This is a genomic window from Frigoribacterium sp. 2355 (genome assembly GCF_054060695.1).
Genome location: NZ_JBSSDL010000008.1, coordinates 50,797 through 72,166 on the forward strand (window position 1 = coordinate 50,797; position 21,370 = coordinate 72,166).

A 21,370-nucleotide genomic window follows, 5' to 3' on the forward strand; every position below is an offset into this window, starting at 1 on the left:
CGGACGGGCCGCGACCTCCCACCCTGGCACCCGCGCCTCCTCGTCCGCCGGGTCAGGCGACCTCGACGGTCACGCGGTGCCAGCCCTCGGCCCCGTTCGGAGCCGGCTGGACGTACTGCTCGCGCTGCCAGGTGCCGTCCGCGCCCTGCGCCCGCACGTCGATCGTGTGCGACCCCGAGCCCGCGGCCCCGGCGTCCCAGCGATGGACCCACTGGCGCCACGTGTCGGCCGAGACCGAGTCGGCCAGGGTCGCGTCGAGCCACGAGCCGCCGTCGATCCGTACCTGGACCGCCTCGACGCCCGTGTGCGGCTGCCAGGCCACCCCCGCGATCGAGACCGTCCCGGCGTCGACGGAGGCCCCGTCGCGGGGCACGTCGATGCGCGACTCGAGCTTGACCGGCCCCAGGGCGTCCCAGCCGCGAGGCGTCCAGTAGCCCTGGGCGTCGGAGAACCGCGTGACCTCCATCTCGACGACCCACTTGGTCGCCGACACGTAGCCGAACAGGCCGGGTACGACCATCCGCACCGGGAAGCCGTGCTCGATCGGCAGCGGCTGGCCGTTCATGCCGACCGCGAGCAGGGCGTCCGTGCCGTCGTCCTGCAGCACGTCGAGCGGCGTACCGGCCGAGAAGCCGTCGATGCTGCGCGACAGCACCATGTCGGCGCCGCCGTTCGGCCCCGCGCGCTCGAGCAGCGAGCGGATCGGGTAGCCGAGCCAGAGCGCGTTGCCGATCAGGTCGCCGCCGACGTCGTTCGAGACGCAGCTGAGGGTCGCCATGTGCTCCTCGAGCGGCAGGGCGAGCAGCTCGTCGAACGAGATCGTCACCTCGCGATCGACCAGGCCGTGGATGCGCAGACTCCAGTCGCCCGGGTCGATCGACGGCACCTGCAGGGCCGTGTCGATGCGGTAGAAGTCGGCGGCGGGCGTGACGTAGGGCGTGATGCCCTCGACGTCCAAGGAGGCGCCGGCCGGGACCGCGGCCTCGGTCACGCTCGCGCGGGGCAGCGTCAGGGCACGCCGCAGGGCCGCGGCGTTCGCCCGGCCGGCGTTCACGACGCGGGCCCCCGTGCCGACGACGACCGCGGCCACGCCGGCCACGACCGTGTACGTCAGGAACGACCGGCGTTCGAGCCCGGGACCGCGCAACGGCGGGACGGGCTGGGTCTGCTCGGCCCACCCGGCCGACGTCGAACGGACCCATCGACGGAGGCGCGAGGCGAGCTTGTCGACCAGCAGCACGGCGGCGAAGGTGCCGACGAGGCTCGGGATGGCGTCGACCTGGCCGGCGTCCGCGCGGGTCAGGACCGCGATCACGGCGAGCGCCCCGCCCGCCACGAAGGCGATCTTGCCGATCGGCTGGCGGCGGTACTCGCCGTAGCCGGCAGCGCCGGTGATGACGACGAGCAGCACGCCCATCAGCACGAAGAGGGCGACCTTGTCGCCGGTGCCGAACAGGGACACCATGGCGTCCTTCACGCCGGCGGGGGCGAGGTCGACGACGGCCGAGCCGACGGCGAAGAGCGGGCTGCCGGTGGGCCCGGTGACGAGGGCGACGACCTCCGCGGCGGCGAGGAACGCGGCCATCGACATGATGCCGGCGAGGGCGGCCCACAGCCCGGCGGCGCGGGGGGTCATCGGGTCGGTGGGGCCGGGCGTCGGTGCGGGGCCGGACGTCGACGACTCGGGTGGGGACAGGCGGACCGACATGGGCTCAGGGTACGACGCGTGGCTCGGGAACCGCCTGCGTCCCGGGGACCGGGGACGCGCCTCCTGGTGTTGGGTGGACGCCGCCTCTGTGTCGGGGGTGTGACGATGTCCGGCCGCCTCTTCCGCTGCCGCTCCGGCGGGAGCAGGATGACCGGAACGCCCGAGACACACCGATGCGCCCCGGAGGTCAGCATGTCGACGACGAACCAGCAGCCCCCGAACCCCCGGTCCGCGAACCAGGCGCAGCCGCCCACGACCGACACGGGCGAGAGCCCCACCGAGCTGAAGCGGGCGATCGGTCCGAAGCTGCTGCTGCTGTTCATCGTCGGCGACATCCTCGGCACGGGCGTCTACGCCCTGACCGGGCAGGTCGCGGCCGAGGTCGGCGGTGCGGCGTGGTTGCCGTTCCTGATCGCGTTCACCGTGGCCCTCGTGACGGCGTTCTCGTACCTCGAGCTCGTGACGAAGTACCCGCAGACCGCCGGCGCGGCCCTCTACGTGCACAAGGCGTTCGGCATCCACTTCGTGACGTTCATCGTGTGCTTCGTGGTGATGTGTTCGGGCATCACGAGCGCGTCGACGGCGTCACGGGCGTTCGCGGCCAACCTGGCGGCGGGCATCGGCGTCGAGCTGTCGAACTCGGCGGTGATGCTGATCGCGATGGCCTTCATGCTGCTCGTGATGGCCGTGAACTTCCGCGGGGTCAGCGAGAGCGTCAAGGCGAACGTCGTCCTCACCCTGATCGAGCTGTCGGGCCTCGTCATGGTGATCCTGATCGGGTTCTGGTTCATCGCCGGCGGCAACGCCGACTGGGGCCAGGTGGTGCTCTTCGAGACGCCGGGCGACAAGTCGCTGCTGCTGAGCGTCAGCACCGCGACGTCGCTCGCCTTCTTCGCCATGGTCGGCTTCGAGGACTCGGTCAACATGGCCGAGGAGACCAAGGACCCGAGCCGCGTCTTCCCCAAGGTCATGCTGACCGGCCTCGGCATCACCGCCGTGATCTACGTGCTCGTCTCGATCTGCGCCGTGGCGATCGTGCCGATCGGCGACCTGGCCGACAACGAGACCCCCCTGGTCACCGTGGTGAACACCGCCGCCCCGGACTTCCCGATCGGCGGGTTGCTGCCGTACATCTCGATGTTCGCCGTCGCCAACAGCGCCCTGATCAACATGATGATGGCGAGCCGGTTGCTCTACGGCATGAGCAAGCAGGGCGTGTTGCCGGGCTTCCTCGGCAGGGTGCACCGGAAGCGGCAGACCCCGTGGGCGTCGATCGTCTTCACGACGGCGCTCAGCCTGGTGCTGATCGGCTACGTCTCGCTCTCGCCCGAGTCGCCGATCGTGGCCGTGCTCGGCGGCACGACGTCCCTGCTGCTGCTGACGGTGTTCGCCCTGGTCAACGTCGTCGTCCTCGTGTTGCGTCGCGACACGGTGTCGCACGGACACTTCCGGGCGGGGACGGTCCTGCCGATCGTCGGCGTCGTGGCCTGCCTCTGGCTGGTGCTGCCGGTGTCCTCCGGTCGCGGCGCCGAGCAGTACACGATCGCCGGCGGCCTGCTCGCGATCGGCGTCGTCCTCTGGCTCGTGACCTTCGTGTCGCGGCGGGGGAAGCCGGTGCCGAGCAACGCGATCGCCGACGCCGAGCGCGCCGACCCCCGGGCGTAGACGGCAGGAGGCGCGGCGCCGGTCTCGCCACCGGCACCGCGCCTCCTCGGCGGATCGAGCCCTACGGGATCAGGCGGGCGGCGCGGTAGCGCTCGAACAGGTCGACGAACGCCTGCTCGGTGCGGCGGTACCGGGTGAACCCGGCGTCGCGGGCCTTGCCCATGTCGGTGACGACCTCGATGTCGCGACCGAGGTCGCCGTCGGTGTGCCACCACGAGGCGACGCGCGACAGGTCGGGCTCGGCGAGGTCGTGCTCGGCGACGAGGTCGCGCCACTCCTGCTCGAGGCCGACCATCTGCTGCTCGAGCGGACGCGGCTCGCCCTCGAAGCCCTCGACGAGGGCCGGGTCGATGCCGAGGTGGCCAGCGAGACGGGGCCACAGCCAGCGCCACCGGAAGACGTCGCCGTTGACGATGTTGAACGGCTCGTCGGCACCCGCCGGGTCGGTCGCGGCCCAGATCATCTGCTCGGCGAGGACGCCCGCGTCGGTGACGTCGACGAGCGAGTTCCACTGGGTCTCGCTGCCCGGGAACGTGAACGGGCGGCCGAGGCGCTTGCTCAGCGCGGCCTGCACGGCGATGGTCAGCCCCATGTTCATGGCGTTGCCGACGGCGAACCCGATGACGGTGTGCGAGCGGTGCACCGACCAGGTGAACCCCTGGCGCTCGGCGGCGGCGAAGAGCTCGTCCTCCTGCGCGTAGTAGAAGTTCGGGTAGGGCAGGCGCTCCTCGTCCTCGTGGAACGGCGTGTCGGGCATGTCGCCCGTGCCGTAGGCCTCGAACGGGCCGAGGTAGTGCTTCAGCCCGGTGACGAGCGACACGTGCCGCACGGGGGCGTGGTCGAGGGCGGCCAGCAGGTCGCGGACCATGGCGCCGTTCACCGCGATGTTCTCCGCCTCGGTGTCGCGCTTCTGCCAGGCGGCGAAGAACACGTGGGTCGGCTTCGCGTCCGCCAGCGCCGTGCGCAGGCTCTCGGCACTCGTCAGGTCGGCGGCGATGCCCGTCACCCCGTCGGACGAGGAGGCGCGGCGCGAGAGGGCCAGGACGTCCCACCCCTCGCGCGTCAACTGCTCGACGAGGGCGGTGCCGGTGATGCCGCTGGCGCCCACCACGAGGGCGGTGCCCGGAACTGTCGGGGCGGCGGGCCGGGTGCTGTCGGTCTGGGGGGTCTCGGTGGTGCTCATCCGTGGTCCAAGCCGATCGCGCCTCCCGGCATTCCCGGCCGGCGCGTCCACACCGACGTACCCCGCCCCTCGCGCCTGACAGGCCCCACGAGGCCCGGGCGTACGGTCGGCCCATGGATCAGGACACGAACGAGCCCACCGGTCGCACGCCCGAAGACGAGGCGGCCGCCCTCGCGCTCGCCATCGTGTCCCAGGCCGCGGCCATCACGCAGGGCGACCCCGAGGCCGTCGAGGCCAGCGACGAGAACCTCCGCGAGGTCGTCGCCGAGCTGACCGACGAACCGCTGACGCCTCGACAGGAGGACGTCATGGCGACCCTCGGCACCGCCGGCGGCAGCCTCGCGGCCGGCCTCACCGCCGCCCTCGCCCACGAGAAGGGAGTCGACCCGGGAGTGATCCTCGGCTCGACCTCGCAGGCCATCGTGGCCCAGACGCAGTCGCCGTTCGCCGGCGGGCAGGACGACATGGACGACGACGCCGAGCTCGTCGCGCAGGCCGAACGCGACGCCCGGGCGCACGCCGCCGAGCGGGACCGCGACGACGCCCCCATGCGCGCGGACCACGGTCACCGTGACATGGCCGACGCCGGTCGCGAGCGGGGCGACGCGGGCGAGGCGCGGGCCGAGCGCGGCGACGACGACGACGCCGACCACGCGTCCTAGGGGCGACGACCTGCTCGACGCGACGGGATCGGACGTCCGGCACCGCGCCTCCTAGACTCGACGGACGGGTCCGCGGGGACCGCCTCGGCAGTGCCCCGGCCCGACGGTCGTGAGCGAGGAAGAGGTCAGCGTGTCGGACACCAGGCGCCCTGAGCGGCCCACCCCGGTCAAGCCCCGACCGCCGCGGGTGCCCAAGGCCCCGAAGGGCAGGCCGAAGGGGCCCGCCCAGTCACGACTGGTCAACCAGCACGAACTGCGCGACGTCCGGGCGCGACTGCGCGGCACCATCTACGAGGGCACGACGCCCGAGCACGGCATCGGGGGCGACCTCTACTCGCCCCGTCAGATCGTCGACTTCTGCCTCGACCTGGGCGACGTCATGCTGTCGTCGGGTGCCGACGTCCGCAGCACCGAGGTCGCGATCGTGGCCGTGAGCACCAAGTGGAACCTGGCCCCGCTCGAACTCGACATCACGGGCACGGCGATCACCATCCAGTACGCCCCGGCCGGCGTCAACCCGTTGGTCAAGACCCGGGTCATCTACGCCGAGGGGTCGAACCTGCACCGGCTGTCGAGGGTCTACCAGATCGTCGACGACCTGCTGCACGACGACCGCGACATGACCGAGGCGGTGGCCGGCCTCGTCGAGGTCTTGAAGTCCCCGCCCCGGTGGCCCTCATGGATGACCGACCTGGCGATGGGCCTGCTCGGCGTCTCCGTGACGCTGCAGGCCGGCGGCACGTGGCAGGCCGCCGTCGGCGCCTTCGTGGTGATGATCGGCATCATGACGTCCGGCCGGGGGCTGACCGCCCGCGGCATCCCCCAGTTCTTCGTCATCGGCCTGCAGGCCGCGTCCACCGCCGCACTCGGCACGCTCGGCATCTGGGCGGGGCTGCTGACCCCGGGAGGCGCGGCGGCGTTGGTCGCTGCCGTGGTCGTCCTCGTCCTGCCGCACCCCACGATCGTCACCTGGGCCCAGGACGCGATCTCGGGCTTCCGGTCGATGGCGGTCGGGCGCGCCCTGGTGATCGGGCTGATCGTCGCCGGGGTCGTGTGCGGCATCCCGGCCGGACTCGCCGTGACCGCACGGTTCGCGGACATCGAGGTCGACCCGACGAACATCACCCTGCAGGCCCTGCCGCTCTGGCTCTCGCTCATCTCGAGCTTCGCCGCCGCGTCGGCCAACTCGATCGCGCAGGGGTCGACCGCCCGCATGATCCCGATCACGATCGGCGTCGCCCTGGTCGGCAACCTCTCGCTCTTCACCCTGCGCCAGCTCGGCCTGCCGCTCATGGGGGCCACGTTCGTCGCGGCGACCCTGCTCGGAGCGCTCTCGACCGTGGCCGCGGCTCGTCTGCGGACGGCGGCGACGGTCATCGCCGTGCCGGCCTTCTGCGGGTCGCTGCTGCCGTCGCTGGCCGTCGCGTCGTCGCTGCTCAACTTCATGGCCGGCAACGACGGCGCCGAGGTCGACTTCGTGTTCTCGATGCTGACGACCCTCGCGATCGGCGCGGGACTCGTGCTCGGCAGCCTGCTCGCGACCCCGGGCGCGCGCCGGTGGTTGCGCCGGGCCAAGCGCGTGCGGGTGCAGTCGGTCCACACGGACACGACGCCGATCAGCATCATCGTCCCGACGGTCGCCGCGGAGGCACCCGTCGCGGAGCCGTCGGTCGCGTCGTCCACGCCCACCGCACCGATCCCCGTGGTCCCGTCGGCCACCGAGACGGTCTCGAAGCCGAGCCCCACCCCTGAACGCCCGCGCCTCGCGGACCCCACGGCACCCCGCCTGCCCGGGGTCGCTCTCTCGACTCCGGTCCGATCCGCAGAGCCCCCGGCAGACGCGGCGACCTCGAACGGCTAGCGCTCGGCCCCGGCGGTCACCCCGCGCCCGGCGTCGCCACGGCCCGTGTCGCCGCGTCCTGTATCGCCGCGCCCCGGCAGCTCGACCTGGGCGTCCTCGCCCTCGAGGCGGCGGATGATCGGCTGGACGTCGCCGATCTCGGCGCCGATCCAGTGTCGGTGCATCTTCTCGGCCACGGCGTAGGTGGTGCCCGACCCGCCGAAGGGGTCGAGGACGAGGTCGCCGGGCTCGGAACTGATGGTCAACACGCGCTCGAGCAGCTTCTCGCTGAGCTCGTTCGCCCCGCGGGTCTTCGTCGCCCGGTGTCGCACCGGCGGGATGTCGAGCCAGACGTCGGTCAGGTTGATGCCGTCCGGGTGCAGCTTGCTCCGGTGGCCGCCGTAGTCCTTGATGTCCCGGCCGCAGTGCCGGCAGACCTGGATCGGCAGGCGGGGACGGACGAAGCGCGACGGCTTGCCCTTGCTGTAGTAGAGCAGCGAGTAGTGCGACGGGTAGAGCTTGTTGGGGATCGGCAGACCGTACTTGATGTCGACCGCGACCCAGTGACGGAAGGTCATGCCCTCGCCGTTCAGCACGTGGCCCAGCTCGATGTTCCAGCGAGGGAGGTTGAACAGGTAGAAGGAACCGCCCGGCCGGAGCACGCGGACGCATTCGGCGATCCACCGACCGCACCAGGCCAGGTAGGCGTCTTCGTCGAGCGAGTCGTCGATGCCCGCGCCGTAGACCTTGCCCAGGTTGAACGGCGGATCGGCGAACACGAGGTCGACGGACTCGTCGTCGAGCTCGGCGAGGACCTCGAGGCAGTCGGCCTGGAAGAGTCGACCGCTGGCGGTGCGGTACGTCGGTTGCACATCGTCCTTCGGGGTGTCGCGGGGCGGGATCGGTCGTCGAGAAGACTACTTCGGGCCGCCGACACGGAGGCCCGTCCGTTCGGCTGACGACCCGTAGGCTAACGACCGTGTCGCCCCCTGCGAAGGAGCAGAAGCCGGACTCGTGGCAACCCCGTCCGGTCGACGAGGTGATCGTGCTCCGCCGTCGGGGCCGACTCCTGCTCGACGACACCCTCGACCCCGGCGACCCGATCCTCCGGCCGCGGCGTCCCCCTCGACGAGGCCCGCCGAGCGTCTCCGTCCACCGCGAGCCGATCCCCCACCAGCCCGCACTCGCGCTGGCCCTGTCGGCGGTCGCCGCCGCCGGGTACGTCGCGTGGGGCTGGGGCGAGCTGGACGAGGGAGCAACCGGGTTGCCGCTGGACCTCGCTCGGGGTCGCCGGGCGTCGACGCCCGTGGTCGGCCTGACCTCGGCGGCCTTCGCCGTGACGGCCCTCGTGTCGGCCACGGTCGGGCGACGGCCGGGCCGGTCCCGGGCCCTGCGCCGACTCGCCGTTGCGACCTCCGCGCTGACCACGGTGGTCGTCGTGACCACGCTCGTCGCGACGGTGCTGCCCCTCGCACCGACCTGACTCGGCCCGCCTCGCGGGCGGGAGCAACAGCAGAGGGCCCGGACAAGCTACCGTTGCACCATGAGTGACACCACCGAGCAAGCCCCGAGCGACGCCACAGAGCAAGCCGACACGACGCCGACGTTCGCCGATCTGGGCTTGAGCGACCAGGTCCTGAAGGCCATCCGCGAGATCGGCTACGAGACCCCTTCGGCCATCCAGGCCGCCACGATCCCCACCCTGCTCGACGGCCGCGACGTCGTCGGGCTCGCGCAGACCGGCACCGGCAAGACCGCGGCCTTCGCCCTGCCCATCCTCTCGCGCCTCGACGTGTCGGCCAAGAAGCCGCAGGCCCTCGTCCTGTCGCCGACGCGCGAACTCGCGTTGCAGGTCTGCGAGGCGTTCGAGCAGTTCGCCTCCGGCATGCGCGGGGTCCACGTCCTGCCCGTCTACGGCGGCCAGGCGTACGGCGTCCAGCTGAGCGCGCTCCGCCGCGGCGTCCACGTCGTCGTCGGCACGCCCGGTCGCATCATGGACCACCTCGCCAAGGGCACCCTCGACCTCAGCGAACTCAAGTACCTCGTGCTCGACGAGGCCGACGAGATGCTGAAGATGGGCTTCGCGGAGGACGTCGAGACGATCCTCGCCGACACCCCCGACGACAAGCAGGTGGCCCTGTTCTCGGCCACCATGCCGCCCCAGATCCGTCGCATCTCGAAGCAGTACCTCAACGACGCCGAAGAGATCACGGTCAAGGCCAAGACCACGACCTCGGTCAACACGACCCAGCGCTACCTGATGGTGTCGTACCCGCAGAAGGTCGACGCCCTGACGCGCATCCTCGAGGTCGAGAACTTCGAGGGCATGATCATCTTCGTCCGCACGAAGAGCGAGACCGAGACCCTCGCCGAGAAGCTGCGTGCCCGCGGCTACTCGGCCGCCGCGATCAGCGGTGACGTCGCCCAGGCCCAGCGCGAGCGCACGGTCAACCAGCTGAAGAGCGGCAAGCTCGACATCCTCGTGGCGACCGACGTCGCGGCCCGCGGTCTCGACGTCGACCGCATCAGCCACGTCGTCAACTACGACATCCCGATCGACACCGAGTCGTACGTGCACCGCATCGGCCGCACCGGGCGTGCCGGTCGGAGCGGTGCCGCGATCAGCTTCGTCACGCCGCGCGAGCGTCGTCTGCTGGGTGCGATCGAGAAGGCCACCCGCCAGCCGCTCACGCAGATGCAGCTGCCGACCGTCGAGGACGTCAACAGCACGCGCCTCACTCGCTTCGACGACGCGATCACCGAGGCCCTGTCGCAGGACAGCCGCATCTCGGCGTTCCGCGACATCATCAGCCACTACGTCGAGCACCACGACGTGCCCGAGGCCGACGTCGCCGCCGCCCTCGCCGTGGTCGCCCAGGGCGAGACGCCCCTGCTGCTCGACCCGAAGGACGAGCGCCCGCAGCGCGACGAGCGTCCGCTGCGCGAGCGCGACGACCGCGCCCCGCGCGCTGGTCGCGACGACGACCGGGGCGAGCGCCGTGAGCGTGGCCCGCGGACGTCGAAGCCGATGACCGCCTACCGCATCGAGGTCGGTCGCCGTCACCGTGTCGAGCCGCGTCAGATCGTGGGTGCCCTGGCGAACGAGGGCGGTCTGAGCCGCGACGACTTCGGGGCGATCCAGATCCGCCCCGACTTCTCGGTCGTCGAGCTCGCCTCGGACGTCTCGAGCGACATGCTCGACCGTCTGAGCGACACCCGCATCAGCGGCAAGCTCATCGAGATCAAGCCCGACCGCCGAGGAGGCGCGCCCCGCCGCGACGACCGCCCCGACCGGTCGCAGGGTGGCGAGCGGCCCGCCCGCAAGCCCCGCTACTAGACACCCGGCCGCACGGCCCACGACGCCGACCCGGCTCCCGCCTGGTCGGCGTCGTCGTGTCCGGGCGGTTCGTCGGCGGCCAGCGGTCGCGCACGGGCGAGTTCGTCGTCCCCGGTCCGCTGAGTCGCCCGTCCACCACGAACTCGCCCGTGAACCCACCGTCCCCGCTGAACGGAGTCCGATGAGCACCCCGCCCTCCCCCGGTGGCACCGACGCGCTGTTCGGCGTCGTGCAGACCGCCCTCACGATCGGCAGTGCCATCCCGTTGGTGCTGTCGGTCGTCGCGCTCGTGCTCTTCATCCGGATGAGACGTCGGCTCTCGGCCGGCCTGCCGGGAACGCCGGGCACGCGCCGCCTCGCCGACGACTCCCGCCGACTGCACGACCTGGCCCGGGTGAGCCTGCTGGGTGCCGCGTTCGGCCTCGTGCTGCTGGTGATCGGCCAGCTCGTCGTCGGCCTCGGCACGACGCAGGGCCTCGCGGCGGCGTTCGCCGGGCCGCTCGCACCCGTGACGATCGGTGCGGTCGTGCTGACCGGCCTCGCGGCCGTGGCGCTGGTGACGTCGCCGGCGCCGCCCGCGCCTCCTGCAGGTCGCTGACCCCGTTCGACGTCGGCGCGGGTGCGTGCTCGTCGAGTGGGCAGAAACGGTCCTTCCCGGCCCAACGAAGGACCATTTCTGCCCACTCGCCCTTTGTTCACCTCGTGCAGGCACCAAGAACGACTCGCCCACATGCAGCCCGTCGCGGGTCACCTTCCCGAGGAGGACGAGCCACCGCCCTGTGACAGCGAGCCCGTCCGTAACGTCGACGCATGATCATCGAAGCGGGATGCGGACCTCGACGACCTGCTCTACCCGAGACTCATCCGCGATCACGAGGCGAACGGCGCCGTAGGCGCACCGCTCTCGGTCGTCTCGCTCGACGACGCCGACCGGTCCGTCGAAGCGCGCCCCGAGCTTGCTGTCTTCGACCTCCTGGGGCAGATCGCGTTCGACGAGGACGGCTACTACACGACCCTGACTCGGCATTCGTTCCGCGACCTCGCGAGCCGACAGGACTTGTCCTGAGCCGTCGACGTCGCCGACCTCGGACGCCAGGCCCGAGAGCGTGAGGAAGAGGTGAGACAGGCCATGACGACCCACGACGAATCGATCTCGATGCGCGCGCCGAGGACTGATGCACTCGACTGCGACGCCGGCACCAGCCAGAGGATGAGCCGGATCGCCCGGAAGGACACCGCCCCGGAGCTGGCCCTCAGGAGGGCGCTCCACTCCCGGGGTTGGCGGTACTTCGTCGACCGTACGATCGACGGGACCCGGTGTCGACCCGACCTGTCCTTTCCCCGACTCCGAGTCGCGGTGTTCGTGGATGGCTGCTTCTGGCACTACTGCGAGGAGCACGCGCACATCCCCCGTCGCAACGGCGACTACTGGCTCGACAAGCTGCTCGGCAACCGCCGACGCGACGTGGCGACGACCTCCCGCCTCGAGCGAGATGGCTGGTCGGTGGTTCGGGTCTGGGAACACGATCCGCTCCGAGAAGCCGCAGGAAAAGTAGAAGCCGAACTACTCTCCGCCCGCCGCAGAATGGGCGTCTCCCATGGCCCAGCAGAGCGGACCGGACCAGATGAGCCCACGCGATCGTCCACAGGCCCGGGTGAGGTCGGTACCGTGGCCGGATGACGTCGTCGACGAAGTCCTGCAGCTCGAGGCCGAGTACGACCAGCACAGCGGGCCGATGACGTCCGACGAGCATGCGGCCGACCGGGCTGACGTGGCCACGCGGACCGGCATCGTCGCACTGGTCGTGGGGCTGATCTCGGCGGTGGTCGCCGTGGCGGTTCCCTGGGGCTCCGACGATGCCCTCCGGTGGGTTCCCGTCGTGCTCGTGCCGCTGGCCGGGGTGATCGGCGCCGTCGCCTGTCTGCGGGCCATCCGCCCCTCGGCGCCCCTCCGCGAAGGATCAGCGCCGGACGGGGCCCCACCTCCCGCCGGGCGCGAGGCCTGCGTGACCGGGCTCCTGGTGGCCAACGTGGTCATGGCCGTGGCGCTGTTGCCCGCTGCCTGGGGACTCCTCGTCCTGATCGCCGGCCCCTGACTCCGACGCCCGAGACACCCAGTCGCGGGACACCACCGAGTGGACGACGCACCGCGGCAGGACGTGGCGCGGCGTCCACTCGACGGTGTCCAGGCGACCGGCGCTAGGCCGGGGTCGCGGCGTACTCCGCCGCCAACACCTCGCCCAGCCACGCGGCGAGCGTCGCGGCGGCCGACACCGACGACGACCGCTCGACGACCGGGTTGTAGTTGGTGTTCGTGTTGACGTCGTAGGGCACGAAGCGGCCGTCGACGGTCTCGATGAACTCGATGCCGGCGACCTCGATGCCGTGCTCGGCGACGAAAGCCTCGAGTCGCCGTACGAGCGGGTGCTCCGCGGTGACCGACGGGCGCACCGCGAACGGCGCGAACGTGGCCGGGTCGGCGCCGTCGGGCACGACGCACGCGTCGGCGGGGCACAACTCGAAGCTGCCGGCCGAGGTGTCGACGCGCACCGCGTAGACGAAGCGCCCGCCGACGAATTCGACGCGCGTGTTGAAGGGCTCCTCGGCCTGCAGGAACTCCTGCAGCAGGGTGATCCCGTCGACCGGCACCTCGAAGTCGGGGCCGTCGACGTACGCGTCGAACGAGTCGAGATCGTCGAAGCGCCGCACACCGAGGCCCTTGCCGCCTTGGTTGTGCTTCGTGATGAACGGCAGTCTCTGCTCGCGTGCCCGGGCCTTGAGGTCGGCGGTGCCGAACACGGCGGTCGTCGCGGGGACGTCGAACCCGGCGGACGCCAGCGCGAGGTACTGCGCCACCTTGCTCACCTCGAGTTCGACGACACCGCTGCCGTTGATGGTCCGGCGCCCGTGCCGTTCGGCCCAGCGCAGGGTCGCTCGCGCGACCTCCTTGGCGGTCCCCCGGCCGCGCGTGTGGGCCGAGCCGCTCAGCCGCGACCAGAACACCCCCTCAGGAGGCGCGGCCGCGAGGTCGAAGGACGTCCCGTCGAGCAGGTGCTCGCGGTGGGGCACCCCCGCGGCGTCGAGCGCGGCGACGAGCGGCGGCAGCCACTCGGCGTTGTCGTGCAGCACGTGCACGACGGGTGTCGGGTCGGCGTGGTCGATCGGCGAGGTCATCGTTCGATCGTGCACCCTTCGGGCCCGGGGTGCCAGCACCGACCATCACGCGCCCCAGGCGGACCGGACGATCGCGCACAGTGCAGCATCGTCGTCGGCGAGCGTCGAGCACTCGCCCGTCGCGGCCTGGCCGACCGTCTCGGTGGCGAGGTCGGCCGCCCCGCGCCCGTCTCGCCGGAACGTCACGACGGTCCCGGCCGGTGCCGTCCGAACCGCGCCGACGACGTCCGCCACGGCGGCGTCGGTGGCGGCGGTGGCGGCGGCGTCGTCGTCGTCGAGCGCGATGCTGATGCGGCCTTCCGTGGCGGTCACGGCCACGCCCTCGATCCGGGGTGCGGCCACGATGGCGCCCGTGACGGTGGCGAGCACGGCGAGGGCCTCTGGCCGGCCCGAGAACGAGAGTCCCCTGCGGTCTGCTCCACCGGACGAGACGCGGATCTCGTCCATCCCGGACACGGCCGCGGAACCACCGATGGCCTGCATCGCGGGCACGACGCCCTCGAGCCCCGACGTCCATACCTCGACCGACCGGGCGCTGATCGCCGAGTAGGTGACCGTGTCGGGTGCGACGACGTCCACCAGCGACTCGGCGGCGGACAGGTCGCCGTCGAGCTCTCGCCGTTCATCCGGTGACGAGACGAAGCCGATCGAGGTGCCGGGCACCTCGGACATCCCGACGAGGACGCCGGCGATCCGTGCCGCTCGCGGGGACGCCTCCGCCACCTCGTCGCGCGAGTGGTGACCCGTGACGCTCGGCGTGTCGAGGTCGACCCGGATGCCCTCCGGCAGGACCTCGACCCGCCCGGCCCCGAGATCCGCAGCCCCCACGGCGTCGAGCAGACGGGCCTGGTCGGCGGCGTCGAGGACGACGTCGGACGTCGCGGGATCGTCGAGGACCGAGGGGAACCCGGAGACGTTCTCGGTCACGAACCGGCGGGTGTCCGGGCTCCACGCCGTCACGTCGACGTCGGTCAGCTGGGCCGCGGCGTCCCGAAGGGAGCGTGCCCGCTGCCAGGCCGAGAGGACGTCCGACGACTCCGACGGGACCACCGTGATCCCGAACCCTCGCCGAGGCGAGTCGTCCCCGGTCGCCCCGTCCTCGCCGAACGCGTGCGTGGTGAGGGACACCTCGGCGAAGACCGCGTCGTCCGCGACGCGACGCGCGAGGTCGAGCTGGGCCGCCGTGTCGCCCTCGTCGGCGAGCACCTCGAACGAGACGGCGCCTCGCCGGACGTCGACGAACCGCCAGCCGGAGGAGTCGCCGACGTTGCGGGCCACGAACGGCCTGATGCGCTCGGCGACGGCTTCGAGGTCGGCGTCGGAGAGGTCGTCCTCGACCACGACCGTGGCCTGGGCCTCCGCGACGCCGAGGGGAGAGTCGGTCCCGGCCGTCTCGATCTCGACGACGCCGTCGACACCGTCCATGAGCGACTCGAACCGTTGGAGCAGGTCACTCGAGCTGGCACATCCGGCGGCGAGCGCGAGGACGGCCACGACGACGGTCGCCACGACGCCCCGCCTCGACCTGATGCCCATCCCCATCCCCCCATCCTGGCCGCTGCGGACGAGGAGCGACACCGTCGCCGAGCGGAGCGTCACCAGTTGGTATCGTCGTCCGACGACTGCCGGAGGTCTTGCTTGGTGAACCACCCGTCGGGGCACGACGACGCCCTGAGCCGCGACGACGTGCGCGCGGCGTACGAAGACGACCCCACCTGGGCCCTGCTCCGCGGCTACAACGCCCGCTGGATGCTGCCGCTCTTCTCCCGCCACCTCGAGCACGCCGAGGGTCCGGTGTCGGCGGACTGGTTCCACCGACAGGTCGCCGACGCCCTCGAGCAGAACGCCGCCGAGCAGGCCGCACTCGAGCAGGCGGCGTCCGAGCGGGCCGCCCCCGAGCACCCGACGTCCGAGCGGGCGACGACCGAGCGGGACTCCGAGGAGGCGCGGCCCGCGTCCCCGACGCCCGTCGCCACGCCGGCCCCCACCGAACAGAAGACCACCCCGGCCGAGTACTGCCGCAGCTGGGTCGAGAGCCGTTGGCTCGTCCGCACCCGCGCCTCCGGACCGGACGCCCGTGCCGAGTACCGCCTGTCGCCGCACGCGCTCAAGGCGCTGCGCCTCGTGCGCGACCTCGTCGAGCGTGACAACGCCGTCAGCGAGGCCCGCCTCGGCAGCATCGCCCACGCCGTCGGGCAGCTCGCGGGCCTCGCCGACCCCAGCCGCGAGTCGCAGCTCTCCCGGCTCGACGAGCAGATCGCCGAGCTCGAGCGCCGCAAGGCCGAGATCGAGCGGCACGGCACCGAACCCACCGCTCCCGACGTGCTGCGCCGTCAGGTCCGCGAAGTGGTGCGTCTGACCGCGTCGCTGCCCGAGGACTTCCGCCAGCTCGGCGCCATGGTCGAGCAGCGGCACCGCGAGGTCGCGCGCCGGGCCTCGTCCGAACACGTCGGCAAGGGCGCGCTCGTCGACCAGTACCTGCGCGACAACGACCTGCTCGAGCAGACCCCCGAGGGACGCGCCTACCGCGGCTTCGCCCAGATGCTGTCGTCGCGCGGGATCGACGTCATGCGCGCCGACATCGAGAAGGTCCTCGCGCAGCCCGACGCGGCCGCACAGCTCACCGAGCGGCAGCGCACGCAGCTCGAGTCGCTCATCTCGTCGCTGCTCGCCGAAGAGCAGAGCGTGCAAGAGACGTACGGCCGGTGGACGTCCTCGCTGCGGCGCTTCCTCAGCCGGTCGGGCTCCGACCAGCAGCAGCGTCTGCTCACCCTCGCCGACCGCGCGCTGCACGCGGGCGGCGTCTGGGCCGAGCGCCGGCCGGGCCACGCCATGCTGCCCGTCGAGCACGGCGACGGGCTCGGCCTCGGGGCGCTCGACGTCCGTGACGTCAGCCAGGTGCAGCTGCACACCGATCGCGCGCGGCCGACGGTCGACGTGCAGGTGACCATCGGCGACGCGACCCTGCCGGAGGCCGACCGGGCCGCCCTCCGCCTCACCTCGGGCACGAGCACCGCGGCCGTGTCGGCGACGATCGACCGGCTGCTCGTCGACCGCGACGAGGTCACGAGCGTCGACGTCTACCAGGCGACCGAGCCCGGGTTCCGCCGCCTCGCGCTCGTCCTCAGCATGCTCGACCTCGCGCTCGAGCGCGGCGTCGTCGGCGACGACACCGAGACCGTCGAACTCGTCGGCGATCCCGCCGACCCGACGACGTCAGGAGGCGCGGGTCGGCAGGTCACGCTGCCCCGCCTCGTCTTCCGGCGTGACCCCGCGGGGCCGCCCGGGGCCGAGCCGGGCGCCGAGCCCGACGCCCCCGACCGCACGACCGGCACGACCAGCACGAAGGACCTCGCATGAGCCCCGCAGCCCCCTCGGACGAGACCGGCGTCGACGAGGCGACCCGCGCCTCCTTCGCCGAGGTGACCGCCACCTCCGACGACGAGTCGGCGCGCGCCTCCCGCGATGCCTTCGACGACGGCGACGCCGACGACGCGGCGGCCGGTGGCGTGCCGGACGCGCTGCCGCTGGCCGGACGCAAGGCACTCGTCACGCTGCTGACCCACCGGTTCGTGTCCCGCGCCCGGCAGCAGGAGGCCTGGGCCGGCCTGCTCGCCCACGAGCCCGAGATCCGGGCCCGGCTCGAGGAGCTGTTCCTGGTGCTGGTCGTCGACCACGACCACGAGGTCGCCTTCAAGCGGCAGGGCGGCGAGGACGACGTGCCCGTGCTGCTGCGCCGCGAGAAGCCGCTGTCGCGGGACGCCTCGCTGCTGATGGTCTTCGCCCGCCGGGAGCACGCCTTCACGGACGGGCTCGACGAGGCGGTCGTGATCTCGAAGGACGCCGTGACCGAGTTCCTCGGTCGGTACCACGACGACTCGGGCTCCGACGAGGTGCGCGCCCGTCGCCGGGTCGACGCCGCGATCGCCGCGCTCGTCGCCCGCGACCTGCTGACGGCCGAGCCCGACGACCCCGAGCTGTTCGTGGTCTCGCCCGCGATCGTGCCGCTGATGACCGCCGACAGACTCGCACACCTCGAGCGGGTGTACCTCGAGGCGGCAGGCGTCGAGGGCGACCCGACCGACGAGGACGAGGTCGGCACCCCCGCCGACGCGGACGCGGCCGAAGCGGAGGTCGACGCCGATGCCGGCGCCGACGCCGACGAGCCCGCCGTCGAGGTCGAGGTCGAACCCGATCCCGCCGACGACGACCCCGCCGACACGGTGGAGGACACCCCCGACGCCGAACCCGACCCGACCGCCGTCCCGCTCGACCTCGACCTCGAGCCCGCGCACGACGCCGGCACCGACACCGACCCGGAAGCACCCCAGGCATGAGCATCGCCGACACCCCGCCCGACCTCGGCATGTTCCACTCGGGCCAGTACCGCATCGAGCAGGTGCAGCTGCTCAACTGGGGCAGCTACGCCGGCCTGCACCGCATGCCGGTGGGTCGCGGCGGCATCGCCATCCTCGGCCCGACCGGCCGCGGCAAGTCGACCGTGCTCGACGCGATGTCCGCGGTCATCATGCCCAACCCGCAGGAGTTCAACCGGGCCGCCCGCGACGACAGCCGGCAGCGGTCCGAGCGCACGGTCTACAGCTACGCGCGCGGCAAGACCGACGAGGTGCGCGACGCCGCCTCCGACCGCACGACGACGCGGTTCCTGCGTCCGCTCGGCCAGGCGTTCCCGAGCGGTGCGGCCATCACCTGGTCCACCGAGCTCGGCCAGACGGTCACGGCCGTCCGCGTCGCCTGGATCGGCGAGGACACCGCCAGCCAGGACGACGTCACCCAGGCGAGCGTCTACCTGCTCGTGCAGGGTCGCTTCGACCTCAGCCGCCTGTCCGAGGTGACGCGCGAGGGCACGAGCCAGAACCCCCTGACCCGTGGCTCCCTCGCCCGCCTGCTCGACCCCGCCCACGACCTCGCGACCTCCTCGCAGCCCGAGCTGCGGGTGCGGTTGTGCGGTCAGCTCGGCATCGGCGGCAGCGACGAGTCGCAGCTCAAGGCCCTGACCCTGCTGCGTCGGGCGCAGGCGTCCAAGGGCGTGTTCTCGATCGACGACCTGTTCAAGCAGTTCGTGCTCGTGCAGCCGCAGGCGCTCAGCCGCTGGGAGACCACGCTCGCCACCTATCGCGAGGCCTCGGCGCTCTACGACGTGTTCGAGACGACCCGCAAGAAGCTCGACGTGCTCGAGGCCGTGCCGACGCTCGCCGACCGGTACGAGCTCGCCGGACGCGACGGCTCGGCCAAGCGCCGCCTGCTGGTCGACGACGACGGGCCCAGCCGCCTCCGCGTCTGGTTGGCCGAACGCGTCGGCAGCTGGGTCAGCGGCGAGGTCGACCGCGTCACGACCGAGAAGCGCGAGCAGGGCGAACGCCGGAGGCGCGCCCAGGCGGACGAGCAGCTCGCGTTCCGGTCCCGTGAACAGGCCCTGGCGCGGATCAGCGAGCTCGGGGGCGATCCCACGCAGTCGCTCCGCGAGCACGTGGCCGCCGCCGAGGCCGAGCTCGCCGCCGTCGAGCGCACCCGCGGCCGGCTCGCCGCCGCACTCGACGGGACCGGCGCGTCCCTCCCCCGCGACGACGAACAACTCGCCGCGCTCCGGCAGCGTGCCGACCGCCTCGCGGCCGACGACGCGGCCGCCCGGGCCGCGACCGCCGACGCCCGCAGCGACCTCGCCGCCCGCATCGGCGAGACGAAGCGCTCGCTGGCCGCCCTCGAGAAGCAGAAGCGGTCGTTCGAACAGCGCCGCAGCAACGTACCCGACGACGCGATCGAGCGACGCCGGCGCATCGCCGAGGGGGCGGGGGTGCCGGTGTCGGACCTGCCCTACGCCGGCGAGCTGTTCGAGGTCGCGCCCGAGCACGCCGGGTGGGCCGTCGCGATCGAGCGCGTGCTCGGCGACCTCGCCACGCACCTCCTGGTGGACCGCACGCACTTCGACGCCGTGCGCCGCTGGGTGGACGAGAACGACGTGCGGGGACGCGTCACGCTCGTGCCGGCGACCACCGGGGCCGATCCCACGCTCTCGCCGGTCGACCGCACCGTGCCCGCCATGGTGCGGCTCGACCCGGCGAGCCCGTTCCGTGGCTGGCTGCACGACGAGCTCGTCGCCGACCGCAGCGTGCTCTGCGTCGAGGGGCCCGACGACCTCGGCGGTCCCCGCCCGGCCGGCACCCGCGGCGCCGTGACCCGGCGCGGCCTCCGCACCGGCTCGCGGGACCGCGTGATCAAGGACGACCGGTCGACCCGTTCGTGGATCGGGCTCGACAACGCGGCCCGGATCGCCGAGTTCGGCGACGAGATCGTCGACCTCGAGGCCGTGCTGGCCCGGGTCCGCGGCGAGTACGACGCGATCGAGGCCGAGGCGGTCGAACGCCGCCGCGTCGCCGACGCCGTCGCCCGCGCGAAGGAGTTCACCTGGGACGAGCTCGACACCGCCCCCGCGCAGGCGAGGCTCGACGACCTGCGCGCCCAGCTGGACCGCATCGCCGTCGAGCGTCCCGAACTGGCCACGTTGCAGGCCGAGGCCGCGCAGCACGACGACGACCGCTCGGCCGCGACGCGCCGCCTGGCCGAGATCGACCAGGTGCTCGCGCAGCTCGACGAGAAGCACGCGACGCTCGTCGACATCGAGGACGAGTTCGCGGACGCCGCCGACGCCGACCCCCTGACCGACGACGAGCGGGCACTCCTCGCCCCGCTGCCGTTCGCGGCACCGCGCGAGGCGACCGACGTCGTGCGGCTGTACCGGGACGCGGCGTCGCAGCTCCGGGCCCAGGTCGACGCGCACGACCGCGACCGGGCGAACGCCGAGTCGACGCTCGTCGTCGTCTTCGAGCGGTACCTCGAACTCGACCGCACCGCGGGCATCGACGCCACGATCGAGAGCCTGCCGGCGGTCCGGGCGATCCACCGGCAGCTCGTCGAGGACGACCTGCCGCACGCGAGACAGCGCTGGCTCGAGAGGGCCGGCAGCGACGTGGGCGACAGCCTGCGGGCGCTGCTCGTCCAGATCGAGGAGGACGGCCACGTCATCCGCCGCGGCGTCCGCCCCATCTCGCAGGCCCTGCGGTCGATCGAGTTCCGGCAGGGCTCGACGCTCGACATCGAGCCGCGGCCGGTGTCGAACGGCGACCTGCTCGAGTTCAAGCGGACGCTGCGCGAGCACACGGGCGGGGCCGGGAGCGGGGGCACGTCCGAGGCACGTGCCTCGGACGGACGGGCCCCGGAGGCGCGGGACGCGTCCGAGGTCGAGCGCCGGTTCCTGAGGCTCCGCCGCGACCTCGCCCACCTCGAGGAGAAGTCGAAGGTCGGTGACGCCTGGCGCCGCCGGGTGCTGGACGCACGGGAGCACTACCAGTTCCGGGCGATCGAGACCCGCGCCGACGGGACGCAGATCGTGCACGAGGGCGTGGCCGGCAAGTCCGGCGGCGAGGGGCAGGAGCTCATCGCGTTCGTGCTGGGGGCCGCCCTGCGGTTCCGGCTGGGAGACGGCACCGACCGGGTGCCGACCTACGCGCCGATCGTCCTCGACGAGGGCTTCGTCAAGGCCGACGCCGAGTACACCGGCCGGGCCCTGGCGGCGCTGACCTCGCTGGGCTTCCAGCTCGTGGTGGGCGCACCGCGCGACAAGGTCAACGCCTTCGAGCAGCACGTCGAGAGCGTGGCGTACATCTCGAGCGATCCGTCGAACCCCGAGCTGTCGCGCATCTACCCCTTGACCATCCGGCAGGCGATCCAGGTCGAGCAGCACGGTCTCGACCCCGCGGCGCTCGCCTGACCCGCGCCTCCT

Annotated in this window: 16 protein-coding genes; 11 read left to right on the forward strand and 5 right to left on the reverse strand. The window is 72.6% G+C overall.

Features of this window, described 5'->3' with window-relative positions; genetic code table 11:
- Positions 1-52 precede the first annotated feature (52 nt).
- The gene (locus ACVJ1F_RS10915; protein WP_456886169.1) at positions 53-1,708 is read right to left on the reverse strand and encodes a molybdopterin-dependent oxidoreductase; all 1,656 of its coding nucleotides are present in this window, start codon (positions 1,706-1,708) and stop codon (positions 53-55) included.
- Between the two features lie 192 nt (positions 1,709-1,900).
- Here ACVJ1F_RS10915 and ACVJ1F_RS10920 point away from each other — a divergent pair, with 192 nt between their 5' ends.
- On the forward strand, positions 1,901-3,373 hold the full coding sequence (locus ACVJ1F_RS10920) for an APC family permease (RefSeq protein ID WP_456886171.1): 1,473 nt from the start codon (positions 1,901-1,903) through the stop codon (positions 3,371-3,373).
- 61 nt (positions 3,374-3,434) lie between these two features.
- Here the strand turns inward: ACVJ1F_RS10920 and ACVJ1F_RS10925 are convergent, their stop codons facing one another.
- Positions 3,435-4,556 (reverse strand): SDR family oxidoreductase, encoded by a 1,122-nt coding sequence (locus ACVJ1F_RS10925; RefSeq protein WP_056044810.1) that lies wholly within the window; start codon positions 4,554-4,556, stop codon positions 3,435-3,437.
- A gap of 113 nt (positions 4,557-4,669) precedes the next feature.
- On the opposite strand from ACVJ1F_RS10925, the gene ACVJ1F_RS10930 reads away from it, so the two are divergent.
- Positions 4,670-5,218: a hypothetical protein gene (locus ACVJ1F_RS10930; protein WP_456886173.1), complete on the forward strand. Its 549-nt coding sequence runs from the start codon at positions 4,670-4,672 to the stop codon at positions 5,216-5,218.
- 130 nt (positions 5,219-5,348) lie between these two features.
- Positions 5,349-7,079, forward strand: coding sequence for a threonine/serine exporter family protein (locus tag ACVJ1F_RS10935; RefSeq protein ID WP_456886175.1), 1,731 nt, complete (start codon positions 5,349-5,351; stop codon positions 7,077-7,079).
- Here the strand turns inward: ACVJ1F_RS10935 and ACVJ1F_RS10940 are convergent.
- On the reverse strand, positions 7,076-7,930 hold the full coding sequence (locus tag ACVJ1F_RS10940; RefSeq protein WP_123569944.1) for a DNA-methyltransferase: 855 nt from the start codon (positions 7,928-7,930) through the stop codon (positions 7,076-7,078). The two genes, ACVJ1F_RS10935 and ACVJ1F_RS10940, sit on opposite strands and share 4 nt — an antisense overlap.
- A 107-nt stretch (positions 7,931-8,037) precedes the next feature.
- Here ACVJ1F_RS10940 and ACVJ1F_RS10945 point away from each other — a divergent pair, with 107 nt between their 5' ends.
- From ACVJ1F_RS10945 to ACVJ1F_RS10965, 5 genes are all read left to right on the forward strand, one after another.
- Positions 8,038-8,541 carry a hypothetical protein gene (locus ACVJ1F_RS10945; RefSeq protein WP_456886177.1) on the forward strand — a complete coding sequence of 168 codons (504 nt, stop codon included), beginning with the start codon at positions 8,038-8,040 and terminating at the stop codon, positions 8,539-8,541.
- A 60-nt stretch (positions 8,542-8,601) separates the two neighbouring features.
- Complete coding sequence (locus ACVJ1F_RS10950) at positions 8,602-10,395, forward strand: DEAD/DEAH box helicase (RefSeq protein WP_056044815.1); 1,794 nt, start codon at positions 8,602-8,604, stop codon at positions 10,393-10,395.
- Between the two features lie 181 nt (positions 10,396-10,576).
- Positions 10,577-10,993: a hypothetical protein gene (locus ACVJ1F_RS10955; protein ID WP_456886179.1), complete on the forward strand. Its 417-nt coding sequence runs from the start codon at positions 10,577-10,579 to the stop codon at positions 10,991-10,993.
- A 531-nt stretch (positions 10,994-11,524) separates the two neighbouring features.
- A complete protein-coding gene (locus ACVJ1F_RS10960) occupies positions 11,525-12,076 on the forward strand; it encodes a very short patch repair endonuclease (RefSeq protein WP_456886181.1) in 552 nt (183 codons plus the stop codon).
- Positions 12,051-12,491 (forward strand): hypothetical protein, encoded by a 441-nt coding sequence (locus tag ACVJ1F_RS10965; protein WP_456886183.1) that lies wholly within the window; start codon positions 12,051-12,053, stop codon positions 12,489-12,491. The genes ACVJ1F_RS10960 and ACVJ1F_RS10965 overlap by 26 nt, the downstream gene beginning before the upstream one ends.
- A 103-nt stretch (positions 12,492-12,594) precedes the next feature.
- On the opposite strand, the gene ACVJ1F_RS10970 is transcribed toward ACVJ1F_RS10965, so the two are convergent.
- Both ACVJ1F_RS10970 and ACVJ1F_RS10975 read right to left on the reverse strand, forming a co-directional pair.
- On the reverse strand, positions 12,595-13,569 hold the full coding sequence (locus ACVJ1F_RS10970) for an ATP-grasp domain-containing protein (protein ID WP_456886185.1): 975 nt from the start codon (positions 13,567-13,569) through the stop codon (positions 12,595-12,597).
- Positions 13,570-13,614: 45 nt separating this feature from the next.
- Positions 13,615-15,078, reverse strand: coding sequence for a hypothetical protein (locus ACVJ1F_RS10975; RefSeq protein WP_456886187.1), 1,464 nt, complete (start codon positions 15,076-15,078; stop codon positions 13,615-13,617).
- A gap of 132 nt (positions 15,079-15,210) precedes the next feature.
- On the opposite strand from ACVJ1F_RS10975, the gene ACVJ1F_RS10980 reads away from it, so the two are divergent.
- From ACVJ1F_RS10980 to ACVJ1F_RS10990, 3 genes are read left to right on the forward strand one after another with little or no spacing between them, the layout of a single operon-like run.
- Positions 15,211-16,929 carry a DUF3375 family protein gene (locus ACVJ1F_RS10980; RefSeq protein ID WP_456886189.1) on the forward strand — a complete coding sequence of 573 codons (1,719 nt, stop codon included), beginning with the start codon at positions 15,211-15,213 and terminating at the stop codon, positions 16,927-16,929.
- Entirely contained in the window at positions 16,926-17,906 is a 981-nt protein-coding gene (locus tag ACVJ1F_RS10985) for a DUF4194 domain-containing protein (protein WP_456886191.1), read from the forward strand. Before ACVJ1F_RS10980 ends, ACVJ1F_RS10985 begins: the two co-directional genes overlap by 4 nt.
- Positions 17,903-21,358: an ATP-binding protein gene (locus tag ACVJ1F_RS10990; protein WP_456886193.1), complete on the forward strand. Its 3,456-nt coding sequence runs from the start codon at positions 17,903-17,905 to the stop codon at positions 21,356-21,358. The genes ACVJ1F_RS10985 and ACVJ1F_RS10990 overlap by 4 nt, the downstream gene beginning before the upstream one ends.
- Positions 21,359-21,370 lie beyond the last annotated feature (12 nt).